18 protein-coding genes and 3 pseudogenes are annotated in these 22645 nt (G+C 45.4%); 17 read left to right on the forward strand and 4 right to left on the reverse strand.

Annotation, left to right across the window (positions count from 1 at the left end; translation table 11 throughout):
• Position 1 precedes the first annotated feature (1 nt).
• The 6 genes from H8S80_RS08255 to H8S80_RS08280 all read left to right on the forward strand — a co-directional run bounded on the left by H8S80_RS08255 (position 2) and on the right by H8S80_RS08280 (position 6361).
• Entirely contained in the window at positions 2-1570 is a 1569-nt protein-coding gene (locus H8S80_RS08255) for a permease (protein WP_117631719.1), read from the forward strand.
• Positions 1567-2544 (forward strand): TIGR03943 family putative permease subunit, encoded by a 978-nt coding sequence (locus tag H8S80_RS08260; RefSeq protein WP_117631721.1) that lies wholly within the window; start codon positions 1567-1569, stop codon positions 2542-2544. Before H8S80_RS08255 ends, H8S80_RS08260 begins: the two co-directional genes overlap by 4 nt.
• A gap of 22 nt (positions 2545-2566) precedes the next feature.
• Positions 2567-3385 carry a hypothetical protein gene (locus H8S80_RS08265; protein ID WP_117631723.1) on the forward strand — a complete coding sequence of 273 codons (819 nt, stop codon included), beginning with the start codon at positions 2567-2569 and terminating at the stop codon, positions 3383-3385.
• Positions 3386-3609: 224 nt separating this feature from the next.
• Positions 3610-4275 carry a TetR/AcrR family transcriptional regulator gene (locus H8S80_RS08270; RefSeq protein ID WP_002604114.1) on the forward strand — a complete coding sequence of 222 codons (666 nt, stop codon included), beginning with the start codon at positions 3610-3612 and terminating at the stop codon, positions 4273-4275.
• Positions 4276-4358: 83 nt separating this feature from the next.
• Positions 4359-5264: a DUF4097 family beta strand repeat-containing protein gene (locus tag H8S80_RS08275; RefSeq protein ID WP_181987938.1), complete on the forward strand. Its 906-nt coding sequence runs from the start codon at positions 4359-4361 to the stop codon at positions 5262-5264.
• A gap of 38 nt (positions 5265-5302) precedes the next feature.
• Positions 5303-6361 (forward strand): hypothetical protein, encoded by a 1059-nt coding sequence (locus H8S80_RS08280; RefSeq protein WP_117631727.1) that lies wholly within the window; start codon positions 5303-5305, stop codon positions 6359-6361.
• Positions 6362-6430: 69 nt separating this feature from the next.
• On the opposite strand, the gene H8S80_RS08285 is transcribed toward H8S80_RS08280, so the two are convergent.
• Positions 6431-7828 (reverse strand): hypothetical protein, encoded by a 1398-nt coding sequence (locus H8S80_RS08285; RefSeq protein WP_117631729.1) that lies wholly within the window; start codon positions 7826-7828, stop codon positions 6431-6433.
• A 295-nt stretch (positions 7829-8123) separates the two neighbouring features.
• On the opposite strand from H8S80_RS08285, the gene H8S80_RS35060 reads away from it, so the two are divergent.
• From H8S80_RS35060 to H8S80_RS08300, 3 genes are all read left to right on the forward strand, one after another.
• Entirely contained in the window at positions 8124-8456 is a 333-nt protein-coding gene (locus tag H8S80_RS35060; RefSeq protein ID WP_412299598.1) for an accessory gene regulator B family protein, read from the forward strand.
• A gap of 87 nt (positions 8457-8543) precedes the next feature.
• On the forward strand, positions 8544-9077 hold the full coding sequence (locus H8S80_RS08295; protein ID WP_117631733.1) for a LytR/AlgR family response regulator transcription factor: 534 nt from the start codon (positions 8544-8546) through the stop codon (positions 9075-9077).
• A 146-nt stretch (positions 9078-9223) separates the two neighbouring features.
• A complete protein-coding gene (locus H8S80_RS08300; protein WP_412299600.1) occupies positions 9224-9511 on the forward strand; it encodes a DUF6896 domain-containing protein in 288 nt (95 codons plus the stop codon).
• A gap of 535 nt (positions 9512-10046) precedes the next feature.
• On the opposite strand, the gene H8S80_RS08305 is transcribed toward H8S80_RS08300, so the two are convergent.
• Both H8S80_RS08305 and H8S80_RS08310 read right to left on the reverse strand, forming a co-directional pair.
• Entirely contained in the window at positions 10047-11588 is a 1542-nt protein-coding gene (locus H8S80_RS08305; protein WP_025531887.1) for a response regulator transcription factor, read from the reverse strand.
• Entirely contained in the window at positions 11585-13372 is a 1788-nt protein-coding gene (locus H8S80_RS08310; protein ID WP_181987940.1) for a sensor histidine kinase, read from the reverse strand. Before H8S80_RS08310 ends, H8S80_RS08305 begins: the two co-directional genes overlap by 4 nt.
• Positions 13373-13639: 267 nt before the next feature.
• Here H8S80_RS08310 and H8S80_RS08315 point away from each other — a divergent pair, with 267 nt between their 5' ends.
• The 8 genes and pseudogenes from H8S80_RS08315 to H8S80_RS08350 form a co-directional block, all read left to right on the forward strand.
• Positions 13640-15007: an ABC transporter substrate-binding protein gene (locus H8S80_RS08315; RefSeq protein ID WP_002604104.1), complete on the forward strand. Its 1368-nt coding sequence runs from the start codon at positions 13640-13642 to the stop codon at positions 15005-15007.
• A gap of 251 nt (positions 15008-15258) precedes the next feature.
• Positions 15259-16149 (forward strand): carbohydrate ABC transporter permease, encoded by an 891-nt coding sequence (locus H8S80_RS08320; protein ID WP_207729798.1) that lies wholly within the window; start codon positions 15259-15261, stop codon positions 16147-16149.
• Position 16150: 1 nt separating this feature from the next.
• Complete coding sequence (locus H8S80_RS08325) at positions 16151-16993, forward strand: carbohydrate ABC transporter permease (RefSeq protein WP_002604102.1); 843 nt, start codon at positions 16151-16153, stop codon at positions 16991-16993.
• Positions 16994-17009: 16 nt separating this feature from the next.
• The gene (locus H8S80_RS08330) at positions 17010-19400 is read left to right on the forward strand and encodes a glycoside hydrolase family 65 protein (protein WP_117631741.1); all 2391 of its coding nucleotides are present in this window, start codon (positions 17010-17012) and stop codon (positions 19398-19400) included.
• Positions 19381-20253: an HAD family hydrolase gene (locus H8S80_RS08335; RefSeq protein ID WP_117631743.1), complete on the forward strand. Its 873-nt coding sequence runs from the start codon at positions 19381-19383 to the stop codon at positions 20251-20253. Before H8S80_RS08330 ends, H8S80_RS08335 begins: the two co-directional genes overlap by 20 nt.
• Positions 20254-20437: 184 nt before the next feature.
• Complete coding sequence (locus tag H8S80_RS35065) at positions 20438-20824, forward strand: BlaI/MecI/CopY family transcriptional regulator (protein ID WP_117631854.1); 387 nt, start codon at positions 20438-20440, stop codon at positions 20822-20824.
• A pseudogene (locus tag H8S80_RS08345) lies at positions 20760-21104 on the forward strand (Y-family DNA polymerase); the annotation flags it as partial. The gene H8S80_RS35065 and the pseudogene H8S80_RS08345, both read left to right, overlap by 65 nt.
• 282 nt (positions 21105-21386) lie before the next feature.
• Positions 21387-22067: pseudogene (locus tag H8S80_RS08350) on the forward strand (PD-(D/E)XK nuclease domain-containing protein); the annotation flags it as partial.
• 59 nt (positions 22068-22126) lie between these two features.
• Here the strand turns inward: H8S80_RS08350 and H8S80_RS08355 are convergent.
• Positions 22127-22411: pseudogene (locus tag H8S80_RS08355) on the reverse strand (IS3 family transposase); the annotation flags it as partial.
• Between the last annotated feature and the right edge of the window lie 234 nt (positions 22412-22645).

Here is a 22645-nt window from a genome sequence, read left to right on the forward strand (position 1 = left end):
TATGAGGACACCCGCATGGGTCATAACCGGATTATTGGATTCGGGAAAAACAACACTGATTAACAAGTTGATGGAAGAGGAGCTGCATGAGCTGAACGTCCTGGTTATCCAGTTCGAGTCCGGGGAAGAGGCGCTCCGAAATGACAGACAGATTCAGAAGCTGGTGTTCTCCAAGAGCCAGCTGGAGCAGTTACCCATGAGTATTACCGACCGGATTCTGGAGTATTTAGAACAGCACAATCCGGATTTAATGCTGGTAGAATGGAACGGGATGGAGCACTTCCACAAGCTGGAGGAAATGCTGCTCCAGTTTTCAGCCGCACCGATGGTGAGCGTGGAAAAAGTAATCTATATGGCGGATGAGACCGGACTGCAGTACAGGATTCCCGATGCCGGAGCCGCGGCATTCTCGCAGATTGCAGGAAGCGACTGCGCTTACATCAGAGCCACAAAACACTTACATAGCAAAACAGACGCCAGGCTCCTTTATAACTGCAATCCGGATATCCGGGTGTTTTCCGAGCGGAAATGGGAGCGATTTGTCCGTGAAATGTTTCACTTCAACGCACAGCCAGGACACTGGTTCCTGATTGTTCTGACTGCTGCATTGACTTATCTGTTTGCGTTTAACCTGCTCGGAGATTTCGGGGTTCCTGTTGGGCGTTATGCCAGCATATTTCTCGGAGTATTTTTACAGGCAGCCCCGTTTCTGGCAATCGGAGTCCTGCTTTCCTCCGCCATCCAGGTTTATATACCACCGGACTGGATTCAGAGAAGGTTCCCGGAAAAAGTTCTGACAGGCCAGTTGTTTGCGATTCTGGCTGGCTTCTGCCTGCCAGTCTGCGACTGCGCCTCCATCCCGGTCTTTAAAAGTCTGGTTAAGAAAGGCGTCCCTCTGCCTTCTGCGGTAACCTTTATGCTGGTATCCCCGGTTATTAATCCTGTGGTAATTCTCTCCACCTGGTATGCCTTTAACGGCAATTACCGGATGATTGCGGTCCGCTGCGGTCTGGGGATTCTGTGCGCGGTGATCTGCGGACTGACCTATCTGATCCGGACACCGGGGGATTATCTGCTGGAGGAAGCCGTGCCGGTACAATCCGGCTGTGGAGATTACAGTCTTCCCACCGGTAATGAAAATACCCGGGCGGCCCGTTTTTCCATGATGATCCGTCATGCGCAGAACGAGTTCTTTGCCGTGGGAAAATATCTTCTCACCGGTATTTTTGTATCAACGCTGTTTCAGGACCTCATTCCTTCTGCCGTATTGGCCGGAAGCGGGTCTGCCCCGTGGAAAGCCCTTCTTCTGATGATGGGGCTGGCCTTTATTCTGTCACTCTGCTCATCCTCCGACGCGGTGGTGGCGAGAAGTATGGCAGGAAGCCTCCCTGCCGGGCCACTGATCGGATTCCTGGTATTCGGACCGATGATGGACATTAAGAATGCTGCCATGCTGCTGTCGGGCTTTCGGTCGAAGTTTGTGGTCCGGCTGGCCGTGACCGCGTTTCTTGTCTGTTTCATTGTAGTCGCACTGTTTATGCTGTGCGGAAGCGGAGGTATATGGATATGATGCTGAAAGGAAAAGGCTGGAATCTCCAGGTGCTGACGGAATGCTGCTGTTATCTGATTTTTGGATATCTGCTTTTTCGTTTGACATACTCGGGTGAGTATCTGAACTATGTGACGCCGAGAATGAAGCCGTACCTCTACGGAATGTCGGCTCTGATGCTTCTTTGGACTGTATTGGAGGGAAGGAAACTGCTGACACCGCAGTACAAGGCAAACCTGTCACGCTCCTTCGTTTTTATTATACCGATTCTGCTGCTCGCCGTCCGTCCTGCTGCACCGGGAGGAAGCAGTATGATTCAAAATTACGACGGTCCCGGGATCTCGATGGCAGCAGGAAATGGCGGCGGGCTTCTGTCTGCCAGAGGAAATCAGAAGACGCCAAGTGAAAAAAAGGATTCCGTGGCAGACAGCCAGGAAGCTTTAGAAACCGATACACCGTCTGAAAACAGAACAGCCACAAAAAACACAGGATCCCCGGAAGGAATCACGGAAGGAATCGCTGATGAATCCGTCGATGAAATAGCTGGTGAAACAGCCGATGAAACAGCCGATGAAACAGCCGTCAACGAAGACGAAAGTCCCTGGTACGACTTAAACGGTTTGGACGAGGATACAAAAACCATCACAATCGCAGACGAAGATTACTATACCTGGATGTATGAGCTGAGTTCCTTCTACGAAAAGTATGAGGGCTACACCGTCGTGATGAAAGGATTTATATACAAAGACCCTGAGATAGAAAAAATCAGTGATTTCGCTTTGGTTCGTCTGTCTATGTGGTGCTGCGCGGCGGATTTATCACCGATCGGCTTCCTGGTAGACTGCAGCGGAACTTTGGATTTTAAGGAGGACGACTGGGTGGTCGTAAAAGGAACGCTCGAAGCCAGCGCGGACGGCGAGACCCTGATGCTGAAAGCACAGAGTATTGACAAAGCAGAGAAACCGGCAACAGAGTATGTCTATCCATACTTTTAACCCTCAAAAAGGAGAACTGAAAATGGCAAAGGAATCGAAAGCCGAGAAATTAAAAAGGCAGCAGAAAACAACAGAACAATACGGGGATCAGCGCCTGAAAATAAAAGCAGAAAGAGACTATGCGTCTCTGGCCATGCTTCCCAGAGACGCCTCTGTGGTCAGCCCTCAGAACCGCGGCTGGATTTCAGGGCACCCTCCGGGGCAGCGGCGCAGATATGGAAGGGTCAGGGTTTTATTTCGGAAGCTCACCTGCCAGGGCGTGCTGTCAGTAATCCGAAACCTGCTGCCAGAACGAACCATGCAGCAAAACTGTATGAATTGTGTGTTGGAACAATGGAATCAGTACGAAGAGGCGGTCAAACGGCGCGCTGTTCAGAATCGGCGGATCACTGAGCTTCAGAAGCTGATCGGAGAGGTGCCGGTTGCTCAGCCGTCTGACCGCCAGTTCATAGATACCTGTTCGCGAAAAGCAGAAGCAGAAAGCAGAAGAATGGCTATGAACTGCGAACTCATGGTGATTGAACGTAATATTAAGCTTTTCCATACGACACTTTCCAGCCTTGACAAACCCGTCTGTCCCATATCCGATCAGTTGGTTTGCTCGACAGACAAAACGGAGGTCCGTGAGGAGGTGTCCGCTGCTCTACAGAATAACCATCTCCTGCGCAGTTCCCTGAAAGAAAGAATAGAAAGCCAGAATACGATCATACAGGAATGCATTGCGGAAGAGCAGAATTACGTCTCCCAGAAGGCCGCATATGAGCAGTATCGAAGCTGGATTACGGAGCTGGACATTTATAATAATAATCTTACTGTCATACCGCCCGAACCAATTGTCTGAATGTATTTTTGACAATCTTTCGAAGCTTCCTGCAATCGCGCGGAGTGATCACGCGAAAAGAGATTGCGGTCAAGAGGAATACGGCTGGGACTGTTATGCTCTATCACAGCCCTTGAAACCACAACAAAAGGAAATTTTCGCGATTGACATCTGGTGCACTTGACATTTCTAATGAGCAGTGTATACTGTAATTGAATGAACAGTTCAATAAAAGGAGGGCACCCGTGGAGAACAGACTGCAGACAATCTATGAAGCCGCAAGTTCTTTGTTTATCAACAAGGGATATATGAGAACTCAAATGAAAGATATCGCTAAGGAGATTGGTTTATCAACAGGTATGCTGTATGTATATTTTAAGGGGAAAAAGGACATCTTGGACTTTATTTTGAAATGTACCATTGACCCTGATTTTATACAGCAGGAATTTCAATATCCGATTGATGAACGTTTTTTCGAGAGGCTGTCCGAAGAAATTATTACGGTCCTGAATGAAAGCCACGCAAAATTCAGCCAACCGTTATCAAGAGAAGCAGACGGATATTTATTTGAACAAATGATTTCTGACGCTTTTGATACAATAGCGCGATATGGAACCGGCTGTCTCGTATTAGAAAAAAACATAAACGATATGGGCGTATTGGGAGACTACTATCAAAGATACCGTAAAAGCTTTTTTGATAATATTTTACGCTACGTCAAGATCTATCTTCACAGCGGAGAGATGCGGGCGGTTAAATACCCGGAGCTGACTGCGCAACAAATTGTCGAAACCTTAGCCTGGTGGGGCATGCACGTCCAGAACGATGCATTTGAAACGCAAAAGAACATTCCTGTTTCTGTGGCAAAAGAGATTTGTATGGATAATCTTTTATATGCCTACAAGAAATAAATCATTTATACGGGGCGCAGAGAGACCCCGTATAAAAATACCCATTTTATTAAATGAACCATTCAATTATAGGAGGAATTATTATGTTTTCAAAAACGCAAATCGCTGCCGCACTGGCAAGTCTTCTGTGTCTTACTGCATTATCCGGCGGCTGTTCCAGCTCGCAGGGTCCCACCCAAACGAAAGAGTTTTCACTGACCGATGTGAAGTCAATTATGGTCGATTATGATGGGGAAAGCGTGACCATGAAAGAGTGTAATTCTGACAAAATTGTTGTTGTGGAGTATATGGATAAAACCCAAAAATCGTATTTCGCCAAAATAGATTTAGTGGGAGGCGTACTAACCATATCCGAGGGCGCGCGTCCCATCGGGAACGGCGTGCATTCCTATATGGAGCTTTATTTGCCGGAGGCCTATCAGGACAGCCTTTCCATTCATACAACGAACGGAAACATTTTATCCGGTGTTGCCCTGACATTAGACAGTTTCCACGCCGATACGACCAACGGCGAACTTGAAGTTTCCAACCTTACCGCTGACAAAATTGTTTTTAAAAGCACCGGAGGAAAGCTGACGGCAAAAAATATTTCCGCGCAAGTTTGTGCAATTGATACTACCAATGCAGATACACGGCTGGATTCCATAACCGGCATGATTGAATACAAATCGAAAGGCGGAGATTTGACAGTGGACGAAGGCGTTGGCTCTGGAAACTTTAAAGTAACAGGAGATGGGAGCTTAAAGCTTACTTTTGCGGAAGTAACCGGCGACCTATCCGCATACACCAAAAACGGCAGCATTACGCTGGTAATTCCAGATAGCCTGCATTTTGCGTTTACTGCCACAACCCAAAACGGCACTACCCAAACGTCCTTTCCGGAATTGTTATCCATTACTGAAAAAACAGCTGGGGGAACGATTGGCAATGACGCTGACGTAAAAATAGGGTTGGAAACAAAGAATGGGGACATCAATGTGACAAAATAAAAAACGGAGATCATGCGAAGAAAACGGAGATCAAACGAATGGATAAGCAAACTCAAAATCAAAAAAAGATCGTCATCGGCTTTTGCCGCAGGAAGACAGGGAAAGGAAGTAACAACATCACAAAATGTGAATGTATGGATTTCGTAGAAGCCACCCATAGGAACCAGGTATATCCCTTGCTGTATTGCCGCATGGAAACAATGGGAAATCTCGATACAGCCCGCCTAAAAAACGCGATACACTTATCCAGCAAAATCGTACCGGAGGTTCTATATTCTTACAATTTCAGGCGCGGGTGCTTTGTCAATCAAGGTTTTACTGCGGATCATACAGTTATTATCAAACAATACGATCTGGTGGAAGTCGATCTGGTGGAAGCTCTGCGATGGGATTTAAGTCAGTGCCCCCAGCTTCGAATTACCATTTATAGAGAAGAGCGAAAAGATACGGTTCTGATTGGAATAAGCCACATACTAACAGACGGCAATGGATTTTTACAATATCTGTACCTTTTGGCCTCTTTATATAACGGCAAGTCTCCAGCTGTTCATTTACAAAACAAGAGAGAGATTGCCCCTCTCTTGAAAAATATTCATGTTCAGCCGCCAACCGTGCAGACCAGAAGAGGGCGCTATACCGCCGTTCCGCCATTGCGGCCTGTTTCAAATGGGAAGAACTATTTCTGGTTAAACTGCAGCATTACGTCCGATGATCTGACAGCACTTCAGGCGAAAGCAAAAAAATGCGGTGTAAGCCTCAACGATGTTTTTATGACGGCCTATGTTCGCGTGATTGCCCGTCTCCAACATATCAATAAGGTTGTCATTCCTTGTCCGGCTGATCTGCGCAGGTTTCAATCAGAGCCTGACCATTTAACCATAGCTAATATGAGACTTTATTTTAAAAATATCGATGTTGTAAGCTGCTCTTTAGCAGGTACATTTCGGCTTCCACCATATTTTCAATTGACAATTAGTACCTTTCGGGATGTATGCACATTCAACTGTACCTTAGCAGGAAGTGCAGGAGACGAAATCATTGGACAACAGATTTTGGAACAGGTGAAATCAGAGTTATTGGCATGGTTGACAGAATAACGAAATAAACAGTATAAACTGGCGTCATTTGATGGAGAGGAGCGAATGTATGCTCCTCCTTTTTATGTTCTATTCCTCCAGCCGTTTCACCATCGCCTCATCAAAGATGGCTGCCAAATCGGCCTGCCTGCCGTATTCGAAGCTGATCCGGCCCTCATAGGCCATGGAATCACAGGAATCTGTGGCAACGAATATGCGCAGCGTCTCGCCGTCCTCCCGGACAAAATCAACAGGGGCAACGTAAGGGCAGGCGGAAAATCCGTAGACTTCTCCGTTGTTCAGCGCCTGATCCATAAGCTTTTCAAGGGCATCCAGCTTAGTCCTGTCTTCTATAGTCTGTGTCCGCAGCTGGGCCTCTTCGGCGCCGCTTATCCCCATATATTCTGGAAATGCAATAGAAGCACTCTTGAGCGGCGTCTTAAACCAGCCGGAATCCACATATCCATAATCCAAACCGACGGCCGCCTTCACTTTTTCCCTGATGAACCGGCAGATATCCTCGTTATATTCGAGGGAGAGAAGATCGCCCGTTTCCTCATCCAAAACCATCAAATATCCTGGAAACTCAGAATTACCGAAGCTCTTATAGCGGTGGCCGTCGAGCAGCAGGGAGGAACCTGTGGAGTAGATTCCGTCTTTTATACCGCCCCTTTTACGCATAAAAGTCATGGCTTCCTGGAAGCTCCCGATGCCTTCTTCGGTCTTAGAAGTCTCCAGTTTTTGGCGGAGTTCTTCCTGCTCCGCGCCGGTAAGGGCGATGCTGCAGGTATATGGCTCAGAATAAAATTTTATCGTGCTCTCATCCTGATAATAAAACTGGACATAAGACTGTCCTTCCTGGTAAAAGGACAGTTCCGGCCTGCTCTTCATGAAATCAAGCATATCTCTGCCGGATTGGCTGAATGCATAGAGAAAGGATGGGTTCTCTGTCAAGGCGTCATCATCGTATTTTCCAAAACAGAAGCTGTCCAGACCGGTATCATACCCAAAAGGCATGTCCAGCAGGGAGTAGCCTCCCAACTCATAGAGGACGACAGGATCGGAATTTTGGTCATAATAACCAACATAAAGCTGAGCATCGAGCTCACCCACATTCAGTGAATCGTAGTCATCATATACCGGAGCATCCTCACGTCTGACAGCTACATAATATTCCAGTCCGCCGCCGTCTGTCCGTCCGGTGATCTCATAATGCCCCTGAAGCTTGTCCGATAGTTGTCTTACATCTTCTTCGTCCGCTGTCTGAAATATGACATCGTCAATATATCTTTCAACGACGGAAAGGTATTCCTCCAGCGGACTGACAGTCTGGACAGGTTCCGTCCCAAGGGGCATGTCAGGAACGGCAGCAGGGGAAGAAGAGGCGGATTCACTGTCGATGGAAATCGGCGCTTTTGCGCAGGAAACAGTTGACAGCATGACGGCCGCCAGGACAGCAGGAACGAAAAGGTTCAGTGATTTTATCATAATGGACTCCCTTTGCTTTCTTTTCATGATAGGATTTGAATGCTTTGGAATCGTCTGTAAAGTTCAATATTACCCTATCATACCAGAGGGGGATTTTCAATTAATAATCTCTTAAGAACGTTGTAAATGCCTGCCCTAAAGTAATTTTGAAAAAGGAGAGTATAGTAATAATTTCACCAAAATTAAATGATCCGGGTTTTATCGGACAAAATAACTGAATTTCTTTTCCAGCAGGGAAAAATCACAGCAGAAGTAAAAGAACTCTGTAGGTATGGCCTGATGCTTGTTAATGGGAATGGGGTGGCAATGCATGGTTTTCATGCTCACCTCCATTCCCATCCGCAGTTATGCTGGTGGGTATCATGCACAGACTCCCGCTCGATGTTACCTATTTTCTATCCTTATTGTTATTGTGTCCCTCTTGGGGCTGAAATATATGGAACTGGATTTCTGGGTGTTTCTGTTCATTATGGCTGTATCCTCTGGTATAATTTTCTTTGTTGTTCCATTGGAAAGCAGTAATAAACCCCTGTCTGAAACTGAACTATGTATATATAGGAGACGGACGCGGTTAGGACTGGTCATCGTACTTGTTTTCATGGCCGTCCTCTATCAGTTTAAGCCGTAAATCAGTGGAAGTATGTTCTATGCGGTCGCAGTTCTTGCTATACTCCTAATAATGGGTAAAATTAAATGATTAATATTGCGCTATGCGATGATGAGAAAAGTACTGGGCACAAAGGATGCCATATTGATATATGTATCAAATCATGAGCAGGTTCTGATAACCCTTCTTCCAGCGGATGTATTTGATTTCATAGGAAAGCCAATCAGTGAAGAGAAATTCTTTTCTTCCTTTTCCAGAGCCATTGATAAGCTGAATGGAAGGGCGGCACTTTTAGCTTTTAATGGCGGCCAGAGTTTTCAACATATTGAATATGGAAAAATACTATATATAATGTCTGATGGGCATTATGTAAAACTGATTACAGTTCATGAAATTATATCTGTAAAAGGTAAGCTGGAGGAATTTATCAAACAGATGGACAGGCGCCATACCAATTTTATACGGATCCACAAATCCTTCATTGTTAATTTTGATTTTGTAATCTCTGTGTCCAGTGATAAAGTACAGGTTAAAAATGGTGACTTTATAGGGAGTCTGCTCCCCGCTTATGGCGGTTTAAATGTATGGGTAGTTTTCTTCACTTTAACCCGCACACTTTTCAACCTTACGATTTTTTCATAATTTATCTGAACAATGGTACTATTTCACATCGGGGCAATGAGTCGATATAGGTGGATCTTTCCAAGCCAGCCAGAAAGCAACACGGGCGGTCATGTTGCTTTACAAGAGCAAGAGGACAATGCGAGGAGTTCGATAATTTGAAATTTGTGGGAGATGATACTGTGGAGGATAAAATAAATTTTATTATTGATGAATATATTGCAAATGTAAATGATATACGTATATTGCTGGAAGGGGGAAATGAACAGAAAAATTTAAAACTTAAAACAAAGTGGGATTTTTTTGAATATATTAGCAAGACTCATATTATGGAATTTTATGTAAATGGTATTAATTATAAATTACATGGAAGAGGTTGTTTTGCGTTTAGCAGTGAAAAGTTCTTGAATTGGAACTTTGGCTATAGAAGTCGATGGTGCGGCGTAGATCCATAGATTTTAGGGATGACCTTAAAGAAAAACAAAAGTCCTTATGTTGAATTCTATGATGGAAAATTATTAAAGGAGGCTTGTGATCTAGCTCTGAATGAGGGGCTTATGTTAAAAAACGGACTTTATCATTATTCAATACCAATAAAGGAAACGTTTTTACCTAATTTTCCCAAAGAATATGATGCGCTAGTTATCGAGGATATCAATAATACATGGGTTCTATCAAGAAATAAGATTATTGATAGGTTTATACGAAAAAGTCGTTTATTATACAACGAAAAGTATATATGTTACGTTTTTTATTAAATAATAATGAAGTATACTCAATTCCATATGATGATATTTGTTATCCTGAAAACGCCGAATTATATCGATCCAAGCGGGAAGAGTGTGCAGTAGCGGGGGCTGCAATAGCCGGTGTTGCTGGGAACGTGGTAAAAGCCGCTTCCGCCTACGAAGCCAGAAGCTTTGGGTGCTACGGTTAGCTCTCCCCCCCTGCGGCTTTTATGGCGTCCTCCTTAGCCCCCGGTTAAAGCCATCATATAGAGTGCATCTGCTTAAATTCCTTAGGACTCAGCCCGGTATATTTCTTGAAGATAGAAGAGAAGTATGACGGGTCATTAAACCCAACCTTCTCGGCCACTTCATAAGCCAATGTATTCGAAAAAGACAGCAGCTCCTGGGCCTTCTCTATTCTCACCTTATTGATAAATTCTGTAATACTTTCCCCACACTCTTTTTTAAACGTCCGGCTCAAATGCGTTGGGTTCACATGGACATAGTCTGCAATGGTCTCCAACGACAACGCTTCATCCAGATGCGAGTGAATGTAAATCATAGCTTTTTCTATTAATGGGCTTAAGACCATACCTTTGTTGGCCAGCATTTCGGTTACCTGGTCAAACAGATGATTGATATTATCTTCCAGCTGGCTCAGCGTGGTACAGGACTGCAGCTGCTCGATCATTGCGGGAGAGGGCGGGATCAGATTCTTTTTGATCAGTATGCGGGAGCATATATAATAGATCTGTACGCACACACTTTTCACGTCAAAGGAGCGGGTCAGATTGACGCGGAGCCTTGAGAACAGGACGTGAATCCATTTTCGGGCGTCCTCAAAAGCCCATTCTTTCATCATATTTTCAAAATGGTACAGTTCCATGGTGAATTCCGATTCCGTGTCAAAATACTCCCTCTCCACCCTTGTTTCAAAGACGGAGATGGAAGCGTCATTATAAAAATTCATGTTTAGGGCACCGATGGCCTCAATCGCAGCAGCAGATAATTCGCCCAGTCCGCGGTGAGGCAGACTGATTCCGGCGTTCAATCGGATATCATAGAGGGACTGCATACTGCTCAGCAGTTCATCACAGGTATTCCTTAGCTCCTGAAGCCGCCTTGTATCCGCCAGCTCTGTCCGGTACAGCCAGATCAGCAGACGGTTCTCATAGCCATAGACGTAGCCAGTCTCTGACTGCCCTGCGAGAATGCTCTTCAGGGCGGAGATATCATGTTCGTTTACTTGATTGTGCGGTGCGTTGATCTGGAATGCTGCGGCGTAATACCTGTCTAATTCAATCTTATAGTTTGAACTGCGCTCCAGAAGCTCGATGTCGGTTCTGAGGGTGCTGGTGACCTCCGCCAGGTATTGCTCCTGAAGGTAGGAGAAGTCTTCCTTCTGGATGACGGTTCGGTTCCGAAGTTCTGCGATGGCAGCCTGGGCTTTCTTCACGGCTTCAATCAGCTTATCCTTTGAGGTTGGTTTCAGTAAAAAATCGCTGACGGCATAGCAGATTGCCGACTGGGCATACTGGAAATCGGCGTAGCCCGTCAGCAGGATCACTTTGATCTGAGGATATTCTTCGTATATGAATTTAGCCAGGGCGATACCGTCCACCTGAGGCATACGGATGTCTGTAATTACGATATCCGGCTGCTTCAGGCGAATCAGTTCCATGGCCTCAGCTCCATCGCAGGCTGTGGCATCCACGATACTGTCTAAGGTGTCCCATTTGATAAAATTAGATAATCCTTTTCTTATGGTAGGTTCATCATCTACTATCATCAGATGAAAGGTCATAGTTCGTTTCCTCTTTCTTTTGGAATTTTAAAAGTAATAGTGGTGCATTTGTCCGGGATACTCATAATCTGCAGACGGCAATTCTCACCATACAGGAGTATCAGGCGCTTGTTTAGATTGCGCAGACCGATATGGGTGCGGGAGTCTTCCTTCGAGGGTTTCAAGGTATCAATATTAAGCGGTGAGTCTGCACTGCCGTGCTCTGTGGAAGATTTGGAATCTGCAAATCCTACGCCGTTATCTGCCACATTGATCTCTATAAAATCATCCTGTTCAATGATGTTCACGGCCAGTCTGCCAAAGGTTGCTTTCGGTTCCAGCCCATGGACGATGGAATTCTCCACAAGCGGCTGAATGCAGAAACGCGGCACTGTGATGTGTTTTGCGTCCAGGTCTGCGTGGATCTCCGCGGTAAATTTGTCCTCAAATCTGGTCTGCTGAAGGTAGATATAGAATCTTACATAGGTAAGTTCCTCTTCCAGACTTACAAAATCCTTTTCGTGGGACAGAATGTTGGAGCGAAGCAGCTCACCCAGGGATATGATCATCTGGTAAATGTCTTCATTTCCACTCATCTGTGCTTTCCAGGCGATGGTATCAAGAACATTGAACAGAAAATGGGGATCCATCTGTGACTGGAGTGCCTTGATCTCTGAGTTCTTCAGCAAAAGCTGTTTCTGGTAAATATCATTGTAATAGATATCAAGCTGTTCAAGCATGGCCTCAAATGCTCCCGCCAGATCATTAAATTCTGAATACAGGCTGACCGGAGCGCTTCCGGCTTGTTCCCGTTTGCCATCGGCGATACATTTAATGTGCTGTATCATTCGCTCGATGGGTGCCGTGATCAGATGGCTCAGAAGAATGGTGAAAACCAGTGTAATCAAGATGATGATCAGGAAGATAAAGAGGAAGCTTCGGAGCGTCTGGTTCAAATCCTTTAATAAGTACGGTTTTGGAACTGCCACAGCGGAGGTGATCCCGCTGGTACCCAACTGCTGGGAGGCCATGAAATAGCTGGTCTTGTCCAGCTTGATTTCCCTGAATGGACTTCCTCCGGTGGAAGCCTGTTCCATCAGACCTTGAAATACGGCAGTGTTGCTGGACTGTGCATGGCTTAACACCTGCATATCCTTGTTAAAGATGCAGATCAGCCAGTTCTCGTCCGTATTTCTGCTGTATGACTGCTTCCAGGCATCCTGGCTGATATCAAGGATAATGGTGCCAATCTGACTGCCTGTGTACATACTGTTCACGTTCCGCGAGAAATAGATCGAGTGGTTATCGCTGTTTAATGTCTTGATCTGCAGGGAGGCACCTTCCTTGGATACCTGGTCATATATGGTTTTTACCTGGTCCAGTTCTGAATTATTCTCATATAAGGATACTTTGGAGTAGCCTCCGTTCATATCAAATATATAGACGGAATTGACAAACTTTTCATCCCAAAGGTAAGTGCTGATCAGAAGGTAGCTCATCTGGCGCTCGATCTCCAGCCGCTTCTCTACCGGGCTTTTGCTGGTGTATACACTGCTGGCCGGGTCCAGATATTCACGGATCAGATTGTTGGACATGAACAGTGGATATACGGAATCTATGATGTCGATCTGATCTTCGACCTGGTTATTGATCTGATTCAATTGTCTGGTGATATCTTTACTGTAATTGTCCTTGAGTGTGTCCGCACTTTTCGTATAAAATAAAGTAGCGGCACAAAACAGAGCAGCAGCCACGGTTGCGGATACAGCCAGTGTGATAAAGGAACGAAGCGTGTTGATTTTCATGTTGATTCCCCTCTTCCAGTGAATGAAAGTAATTGCATTAATTATCTCATAGGAATTGGGGGGATTCAACGGAATTTGAAGAATGCGCAGATATTTCACAGAAAATGTCAAGATTTTCATAGTTTTAGTAAAATGGTGCTAATTTCGTACAAAATCAATCGAAACTTATGCAAATATTTCATAGAAACGGGCAAGAATCTGAATTCAAATGGACTCTCAGAACCGATATAATACGATCATAACGATATAATACAAGGAGGAAATGATATGAAAAAAAGTTTTCTGAAACGTGCAGCAGCCATGACATTGGCAGGCGTGATGGCAGCAGGTATGACAGCGTGTTCATCCGGTACCAGCACACAGCCGGCGGCTGAAGCTACAAAAGCGCAGGAGAGTGGTTCAGCAGATAAAGGTACTACTGCAGACAAGGTAACATTAAATGTGATCAACTACCACGTAGGTACGGATTACGCAGCAGAATATTATTCCTATCTGTTTGACGCATTCAAGCAGACGGACGCAGGCAAGAATGTAGAATTCAACTTTGAGGAAATTCCTACAACAGATGCTTACAACCAGAAAATTAAATTATTGATCTCCAGCGGAGATTTACCTGATATCGTTCTGAACGGTGGAAATAATATCACTGAGATGGCAGCTAAATCCGGTAAGGTAGCCGATCTGACACCATATTTTGAGAAGGATCCTGAGTGGAAAGCATTATTTGATGATAAATCTCTGGAATTCAATACGGTTGACGGCAAGATCTACGGTGTTCCGGTTTCCAAAGAGATTTCTTACATCTACTATAATAAAGAACTGTTCCAGAAAGCTGGTATCGAGGCTCCAAAAGAAGGTTTTGCTACCTGGGATGATTTCTTTGCAGCATGTGAGAAGTTAAAAGCAGCAGGATGTATCCCGTTAGGTATGGATACAGCAGACAGCGGCTGGCTGACCAACCTCTGGTACAGCGGACTGATCGGAACTGCCGGCGATGCAGGAAATACCTGGATGAACACCATGTACCCGACAGATTATGCTACACCGGAAGTGATCAAAGCAACCACAGATTTACAGAAAATGCTGAGCGAATACACCACAGCAGATGCAGTTGGCGGCAAATACGATCCGATGGCTACCCATTTCTTCAATGGCGAAGTTGCTATGTTCCCGAATGGCCCTTGGATGATCCCGGATTTCAAGAACACAGAGAAAGCTCCGGAAGGCTTCTATGACAAGGTTGGCGTTATGCTTCTTCCATGCAGCGGTATGGAGATGGTTCCAACTCCTGGCGACATGGTAGGCGCAAAAGATCCGGCTAAGATTGATGCAGCAGTTGCATTCTTAAAATTTGAGACAACCGTAGAAAATCAGGTCAAAGCGCTTGAGATGACAGGCTTACAGCCAGTATCCTCTCAGATCACCATTCCTGACAGCTTAAAGAGCAGTGATCCTCTGATGGCAGAGGTACTTGATTTACAGCCGCTTGCAAAATATACATATGGACAGAACCAGGCATATTGGTATCAGAACGTAATCGATACATTCTCTACCGTACTTCCAGAGCTGGCATATAAGAATATGACACCGGAAGAGTTCTGCAACAAGCTTAGTGAGTCAGCAGCGAAAAATTAAAATTCATGGCTGCGCCATAAATTTTAGGATACGTGCGGAAGTGAATTTCACCTACGTGATTCCAGTTCGAGGGCTCTGCCCTCGAACTCCCGGTATCGAGAGCGTAGAATGCTTGTAATCTGGGCGGGAAAGGGCCGTCGGCCTTTCCCGCTATATTTATGCTCATATAAATATTTGTTTACAATGGTTTGGTAAATTACACATTTTTATATTTACATATTTCCACGAAAGAATTGTGAAAGGAGTTCATTATGGTTAAGAAAAAGAATTTGTGGATCACGCTTTTTGTTATGCCCTGTATGGTACTGTTCTGTATTGTATATGCAGTGCCTATCGTGACGGTGCTCTTCACCTCATTCTGCGATTACACAATCACAACGAAACCGGCATTTTCAGGGTTGAAGAACTTCCAGCTTATTTTCGGCGATAAGGATTTTCTGATCTCGATAAAAAATACGCTGGTATGGGTAGCTCTGCAGTCTACATTCCACGTTATGCTGGGACTGTTGATGGCTCTGGTGTTGAGAAGAAAACCGAAGGGCTGGAAGTTTGTGAGAACAGCTTACATGATTCCCAATATTATTCCGACAGCAGCGACCGGCGTTATGTTTACACTTCTGTTAAACCCCAGCTTTGGTATCCTCAAATCTATGTACGGCGTGTTCGGCCTTGATATGTCAAAGATTCCCAACCTGTTCGGCAACTCCAAATTTGCATTCTGGACTGTGACCTGCACCTGGATTTTCTACTCTGCATTTAACACGATTATATTCCTGGCAGAGATGGGAGCTATCGATACCTCGATCTATGAGGCGGCCAGAGTGGACGGCGCCAAACCGTGGCAGCTTGACCGTTACATCACGCTTCCCCTTATGAAAAATGTGGTGGGAACCTGTGTGGTTCTGGCATCTGTAGCTATGGTATCACAGTTTGACATTATCTATGTGACCACAAAAGGCGGCCCCGGCACTGCGACGCTGAACCTGCCGATCTATCTGTACAAGACGGCCACGCTGGAGAATAACTACGGAAAAGCCAACGCCGTAGGTGTTGTTCAGATTCTCGTAGGTCTTGTGCTGGTTGTTCTGATTCAGGGATTGTTTGCCATGGGCAAGGAAAAGATCAAGAAGGAGGTAAAGTAAGATGAGAGAGACTCCAAAATCGATTCGGGTAATCTGCAGCATTTTTAAATATGCTTATATGATCTTTTTCGTTGCTATCGCCATTGGTCCGCTCATCTGGGCATTTTTAAGCTCCTTTAAGACTTATGCGGAGATCAACTCTTCCGCAATCTCTTTGCCAAAGAGCATTACATTTAAGAACTATGCCTCCGCGTTCCAGTATGCGCCGATAGCAAAATATTTCTTTAACAGTGTGATGATTGTAGGCTGCAGTGTGTTGGTGACAGTGATGTTTGTGGCTATGTGCGCCTACGTGACGTCCAGGTTTGATTTTAAAATGAAGGCAGTGATCGTGCTTCTGATCTCTGCATCTCTGATGCTGCCGGCACAGGCGATCTCACAGCCGCTGTTTACGATTATGAGGGCACTTAAGATATTTGATACGAAGCTGGGACTGGTGATTGTGTATTCGGCGATGGGAATTCCTATGTCGTTCTTTGTTATGATGAGTTATTATAAAACCATTTCTCCGGCGCTTGAAGAGTCCGCGTATATTGATGGAGCGACATTTTTCAAAACATTTGTCTATATTATTCTGCCGCTTGCGAAACCGGGGCTGGTAACCATAGCTATGCTTCAGTTTATCAATACATGGAATGAGTTCTATTTCGCACTTATGTTGACCAGTGGTGACCGTGCGAGGACGATCCCCATTGCTTTGAATTATTATATGGGTACCTTTGCGAATAACTATTCGGCGTTGTTTGCGGCTGTAGTCATGACGGTGTTGCCGACTATTGTTATATTTATTATTCTGCAGAAACAGGTGATGGAGAGTCTGACTGCGGGGGCTGTAAAAGAGTAAGGAATGAGGAGATTTTATGGAACAGTATAGAGAACCGATCTATCCCATCGAACCATGGGATGTGACAGAGACAGAATATAACCCACAGAATAATTACCGGAATGAGACAACCTTTGCCTTGTCAAACGGCTATATTGGGACCAGAGGAACCTATGAGGAAGCCTATGATTTCCCTGCAACGGAAGGGCTGGAAGGGAATTTTATCAATGGATTCTATGAGAGCGAGGATATCCGGTACGGGGAGTGGAATTTTGGCTTCCCTGAAAAGAGCCAGTCGCTGCTCAATCTCCCGGATGTAAAGGCTGTGAGACTGTATCTGGATGATGAGATGCTGGATATGCGCGAAGGGGCTGTGACTGAGTACAGCCGCGCGCTTCACATGAAGGAAGGCACCATAACAAGGGAGTTCGTCTGGACGTCACCAAAAGGACGAAGTGTGAAGGTGGAACTGGAACGCTTTGTATCATTCACGGATAAGAATCTGATGGCGATGAGGTATCGGGTGACAGCGCTGAATTTCAGCGGAACGATCCGGTTTGTATCTGAACTGAATGGGGATGTGGAAAATCATACCAGAGTGACGAATCCTCTTGTGGATTATGGACCATTTGGAAGAAGGCTTGTGCCGGAAGCTTTGGAGGCAGGCGATGATGGGCTGTTTTATCAGGGGCATACGTTGAAAAGCGGACTGACGATGGCCTGCGGGGCGACTCATACCTTGTCGCAGGTCGTGCCCCTGCCCGAAGGGCATAAATTAACGGGGTACCCGGCAGAAAATTATTCAGTATTTTTTAAAACAGGAGAATACACGGCAGATGCTGATTATCAGATAAAAATAGCAGAGCAGGAGACTGTGTGCCTGGAGAAATTTATCGTCTATACATCAGATCTGGACATGGCAAAAGATGATCTGCATGAATTTGTGTTATGCAAATTGAAATCAACACAAAAAGAAGGTTACGATTCACTAAGCGCATCTCACAAGAACTATGTCCATGATTTCTGGAAAAACGCTGATGTTACAGTGGATGGAGATGATGCTCTGCAGCAGGGAATCCGTTTTAATTTATTCCACATTATGCAGGCCGCCGGGCGTGACGGGAAGACCGGCATGGGGGCCAAGGGGCTGACTGGAGAGGGTTACGAAGGCCATTATTTCTGGGATACGGAAATGTATGTTATGCCGGTATTTATCTACACAGCTCCAGATATAGCGAAAAAACTGTTGGACTACAGATTCAATACTCTGGATATCGCAAGGGATCGTGCCAGGGTATTGGGGCACCAGACCGGCGCACTCTACCCGTGGAGAACCATCAATGGTGAGGAAGCATCCACATATTTCCCGCTGGGAACAGCCCAGTATCACATCAATGCGGACATCGCATATGCATTCTGGCTTTATGTGACTGTGACCGGAGATATGGAATATCTGAAGGATTGCGCGGCGGAGGTATTGTGCGAGACGGCCAGAGTGTGGGCAGATGTGGGCAGCTTTGCGGAATGCAAGGGGAACCGGTACTGTATCTGCGCGGTCACCGGGCCGGATGAGTATAATGCTATCGTTGACAATAACTTCTACACCAATCTGATGGCCAGAGAGAACTTAAGGAATGCTTTGGAAGCTTTGGAGCTTTTGAAAAAGCATGAGCCGGCTGCCTGTCAGCAGTTGATAGAAAAGCTTGGACTGACCAGTGACGAGACTGTCTACTGGCAGCGGATCATAGATAATATGTATTTCCCATATGATGAAAAACGTCAGGTGTACCCTTTGGATGACGGTTTTATGATGCGCAAGCCCTGGGATGATTCTAAGATCGCCCCGGAGAAACGTCATCTGCTGTATGAGAATTTCCACCCGCTTTTTGTGTACCGCCAGAGGATGTCAAAGCAGGCGGATGCCATATTAGGCATGTATCTGCACAGCAACTTATTTACGGAAGAGGAATTAAAACGAAATTATGATTTCTATCAGGAGGTCACGTTACATCATTCCTCGCTCTCGACCTGCATCTTCGGTATCCTGGCTTGTGAAATCGGATATTATGAGGAAGCGTACACATATTTCACCCAGTCCGCGAGAATGGATCTGGATGATTATCATAATAACTTCTACGCAGGAATCCATGCGGCCAATATGGCCGGCACCTGGCAGGCGATCGTCAATGGTTTCGCAGGACTTAGATCGAATGCCGGGTACCTGGAATTACTTCCGTATCTGCCGTCACAGTGGAAAGGCTATACCTTTAAGATTAATTATCAGGGAAGCCGCCTGGAAGTATCTGTAAAGGAAGATGGCACCCAGATCACACTGGAGCAGGGAAACGCTGTCTCATTTAAACTTAACAATACGGAATACCATCTCGCAAAGGAGGGGGATATCGTCCATGAGTCAAAAACAATATAAAGCAATTTTCTTTGATTGGGATGGCACTGCTGTCATCTCGCGGAAGGCGCCGGTGGATGACGCGGTAGCAGTGATGAAACCTCTGTTGGCCAAAGGCATAAAGCTGGTGGTGGTCAGCGGTACAACATATGAGAATATAGCTGGGGGGCGTCTGCATGAATATTTTACACCGGAGGAGTTAACGCATCTGTGGCTTGGTCTGGGCAGAGGCGCATATAATTACCGTTATCACGAGGACGGTTCACCGTATATCTGGAAGCACTGCATCCCTGGAAAAGAGGAGATGCTGGCCATTCATGATACGGCCTACGCGATTCACCGTATATTGCTAGAGCAATACGGCTATCCCACCGATGTGGTGTTCAGCCGCCCCAATTACTGCAAGATCGATCTGATGGTGGATAATAACCGTGGTGATCAGCTGTTCTTCCAGTCCAGCGAACTTGATCAGGTGAAACAGACTCTGGAGGCCCATAATTTTCACGGAGGGCTCCTGGGACTTGTGAAGCTGGCGGATGAGACGGCGGCGGCGTACGGCGTAAAAGCTGCATCTACGACCGATGCAAAATACCTGGAAGTGGGTGTCTCCAGCAAAAGTGACAATGTGAATACTATATTGACACTGTTGATGGAAGAAGACGCAATAGCGCCGAAGGACTGCGCTTATTGGGGGGACGAATATATTGGGCTGGATGATGGTTTGTTTGGCAGTGATAGTTATATGAAAACGCCTTTGACCGGAGACGGGGATTTCTTTGATGTCTCAGAGGCGGCTGGCGCCAGACCAGATAAGGTGCAGGTGCTGGGCGGCGGCGTGGAGAAGTTTTTGGAGTTTCTGCGGAGCCAGGTATAAGAGATTGATGTACATATAGTCAAGGAACGAAAAGAGTTCTAAAAATTGGACTCTTTTCGTTTTTTTAATTGCATGTAAATATATGTAAAAGGAGTATGCTAATGTATCGACATATAAGGTCTTCTTTAATAGACCTTTTGCGAATAATTGAATTACAATGATAGACTGAGGGGGGCGACGATTTATGAATGAAGAACTACTGAGATTATGGGAGAGCGAATTTCACCTGGCAGACATCGTGTGGGAAAACGAGCCGGTACAGTCTTCTGAATTGGTTAGATTATGTAACGAAAAGCTGGGCTGGAAGAAATCCACAACATGTACCAAGTTAAAAAAAATGGTGGTCAAGGGAGTTCTAATCAACGAGAACTTAATCGTGCGTTCCTGTGTTTTGCGAGAACAGGTAGTACAGAATGCCAGCCGGAATATTGTGGAGAAAACTTTCGGTGGTTCCTTGCAAACGATATGCTCTACAAGCTGCTGGCATCAATGCAGAGCTTCTTATAGACCATGTCAAAGCAAAACTAATTGTCCAGGAGATGACGGATTTGTTGGTATTGGATTTAGTTGATAAAGGGCTTGTAACAGACCAAGTGGTGCTCACAGTAGGCTGCGATATAGAGAATCTGACGAGACCGGAAATTAACAAACAGTATAAGGGAGCCGTCACCACAGATCACTATGGCCGCAGGGTTCCGAAACACGCCCATGGAACGGCGAATCTAAACTGGCAGACTTCTTCCACAAAACTGATTATGGACGCCACCATGGATCTGTACGACAGGATCATCGATAAGACCCTGCCGGTTCGCAGGATTTATATTACTGTGAATCATGTGGAGGAGGAGAGTAACAGCCTGGACAGCCAGCCTTTGTAGCTTCGGCCAATTTGGCCCAAAGTAGGAAGGGAGAAAATAACATAAATGTAGCATTACATATTAATTATGCCAGATGGAACATCAGTGACCAGAGTGATCACGATGGAGGGATCCGGAGGATTATCCGATCCTGCCTGACCTTTACGCCTTCATGGAAGCTGAGTATGAGGCGTTTGACGGGAGCAGGCGTCAGCTTTTTACTGCCGAAATGCTCCAGAGTATCCTGCTGGGCCTGAACCCATGTGTGTGGATGCAGTTCGTGACGACCTGGCACTTATGGTTTCCGGTGAGGCAATCTCTATCAAAATCAGGGAATATGCGGCAACATCGATGAATCTCAGTACCAGGGAGGAGATATTCTCTGCCATGGTGGTTTATGGATTCCTAAGCTTTGAAAATGGGAAGGTATCGATTCCAAACAAAGAGCTGATGGATAAAATTTCAGACATGCTGCAAAAGAAACCAACTTTGGGATATGTATATAATCTTGCAAAAGAGTCCGGACGTATGCTTCGGGCCACTCTTGATGCAGATACGAAAACGATGGCTGAGATTCTGGAGCAGACGCACAATACAGAGGTACCTCTTTTAATCTATAATTATGAGACGGAATTAACCGCAATCGTAAATCTTGTATACCTGGCGGCACGCGATATTTATAAAGTGGAACGTGAAGACAAGGCCGGAAAGGGATATGTGGACTTTATCTTTTATCCGGAGAGAGACAAAAGTGCGGACTGTATCATATTAGAGTTGAAAGTAGGCCATACACCTCAGGAGGCGATCCAACAAATAAAAGATAAAGAATATGCACTCCGGTTCAGGAGGCATTTGGGAGAAACTCCACAGTATGGTGGAAGGATTCTTGCTGTCGGCATTAGCTATGATAAGGTGGATAAGAAACATAGCTGTGCGGTTGAGGTCCTTTCATCATAAGTTGTTTACTGTCTATGTCTGGACCTATGTCAATACTTTGGACAAAAAAAGTTGAAAGCTCACGCTGCTTTTTTAAATCCCTCATCTTCTTTCTGTTGGGGTGTCATATAGTCAATTGCACTGTGAAGCCTTTTTCGGTTATACCAGGATTCTATATACTCGAAAATTGCCCTCCTGGCTTCCTTAGCGTCTTCGTATGTATGCAGAAGAATTCCTCTGGTTTCCTTCACATTCAGGCAGGCGTTTCTTACGGCCTCTACAGCCAGTTCTGCCGTCATAGAAGCTGCGTAGGCATAACCGATAGACTTACGGCTGGATATCAATGCAAGAAGGGAAAGTAAATATCTCGCCCACAGGCGTATGCAGAGCGGATTAATGTTTGATTAAAATGAATTACGGCGGAACTGATCATAAGGAAATCCCCGGCATGGCTGAATGTTTGTTGAATATTCTGCATTGAATATTCATAACAGCTGTGCTGGGGATTTTCGTTATTTTCGAAGGGGTATGCCGGTTAAATTGCCAGTTTCCTAAAATTTAAAAACATGATAAAATAAAAGCTATAGAATAGTAGGGAG

The organism is Hungatella sp. L36 (assembly GCF_014288035.1).

Bases quoted from the DNA above. Each gene is read 5' to 3' on its own strand.
- H8S80_RS08255 (WP_117631719.1), top strand. From the start codon at position 2: ATGAGGACACCCGCATGGGTCATAACCGGATTATTGGATTCGGGAAAA.
- H8S80_RS08260 (WP_117631721.1), top strand. From the start codon at position 1,567: ATGATGCTGAAAGGAAAAGGCTGGAATCTCCAGGTGCTGACGGAATGC.
- H8S80_RS08265 (WP_117631723.1), top strand. From the start codon at position 2,567: ATGGCAAAGGAATCGAAAGCCGAGAAATTAAAAAGGCAGCAGAAAACA.
- H8S80_RS08275 (WP_181987938.1), top strand. From the start codon at position 4,359: ATGTTTTCAAAAACGCAAATCGCTGCCGCACTGGCAAGTCTTCTGTGT.
- H8S80_RS08280 (WP_117631727.1), top strand. From the start codon at position 5,303: ATGGATAAGCAAACTCAAAATCAAAAAAAGATCGTCATCGGCTTTTGC.
- H8S80_RS08285 (WP_117631729.1), bottom strand. From the start codon at position 7,828: ATGATAAAATCACTGAACCTTTTCGTTCCTGCTGTCCTGGCGGCCGTC.
- H8S80_RS35060 (WP_412299598.1), top strand. From the start codon at position 8,124: ATGGGGTGGCAATGCATGGTTTTCATGCTCACCTCCATTCCCATCCGC.
- H8S80_RS08295 (WP_117631733.1), top strand. From the start codon at position 8,544: ATGATGAGAAAAGTACTGGGCACAAAGGATGCCATATTGATATATGTA.
- H8S80_RS08305 (WP_025531887.1), bottom strand. From the start codon at position 11,588: ATGACCTTTCATCTGATGATAGTAGATGATGAACCTACCATAAGAAAA.
- H8S80_RS08310 (WP_181987940.1), bottom strand. From the start codon at position 13,372: ATGAAAATCAACACGCTTCGTTCCTTTATCACACTGGCTGTATCCGCA.
- H8S80_RS08315 (WP_002604104.1), top strand. From the start codon at position 13,640: ATGAAAAAAAGTTTTCTGAAACGTGCAGCAGCCATGACATTGGCAGGC.
- H8S80_RS08320 (WP_207729798.1), top strand. From the start codon at position 15,259: ATGGTTAAGAAAAAGAATTTGTGGATCACGCTTTTTGTTATGCCCTGT.
- H8S80_RS08325 (WP_002604102.1), top strand. From the start codon at position 16,151: ATGAGAGAGACTCCAAAATCGATTCGGGTAATCTGCAGCATTTTTAAA.
- H8S80_RS08330 (WP_117631741.1), top strand. From the start codon at position 17,010: ATGGAACAGTATAGAGAACCGATCTATCCCATCGAACCATGGGATGTG.
- H8S80_RS08335 (WP_117631743.1), top strand. From the start codon at position 19,381: ATGAGTCAAAAACAATATAAAGCAATTTTCTTTGATTGGGATGGCACT.
- H8S80_RS35065 (WP_117631854.1), top strand. From the start codon at position 20,438: ATGAATGAAGAACTACTGAGATTATGGGAGAGCGAATTTCACCTGGCA.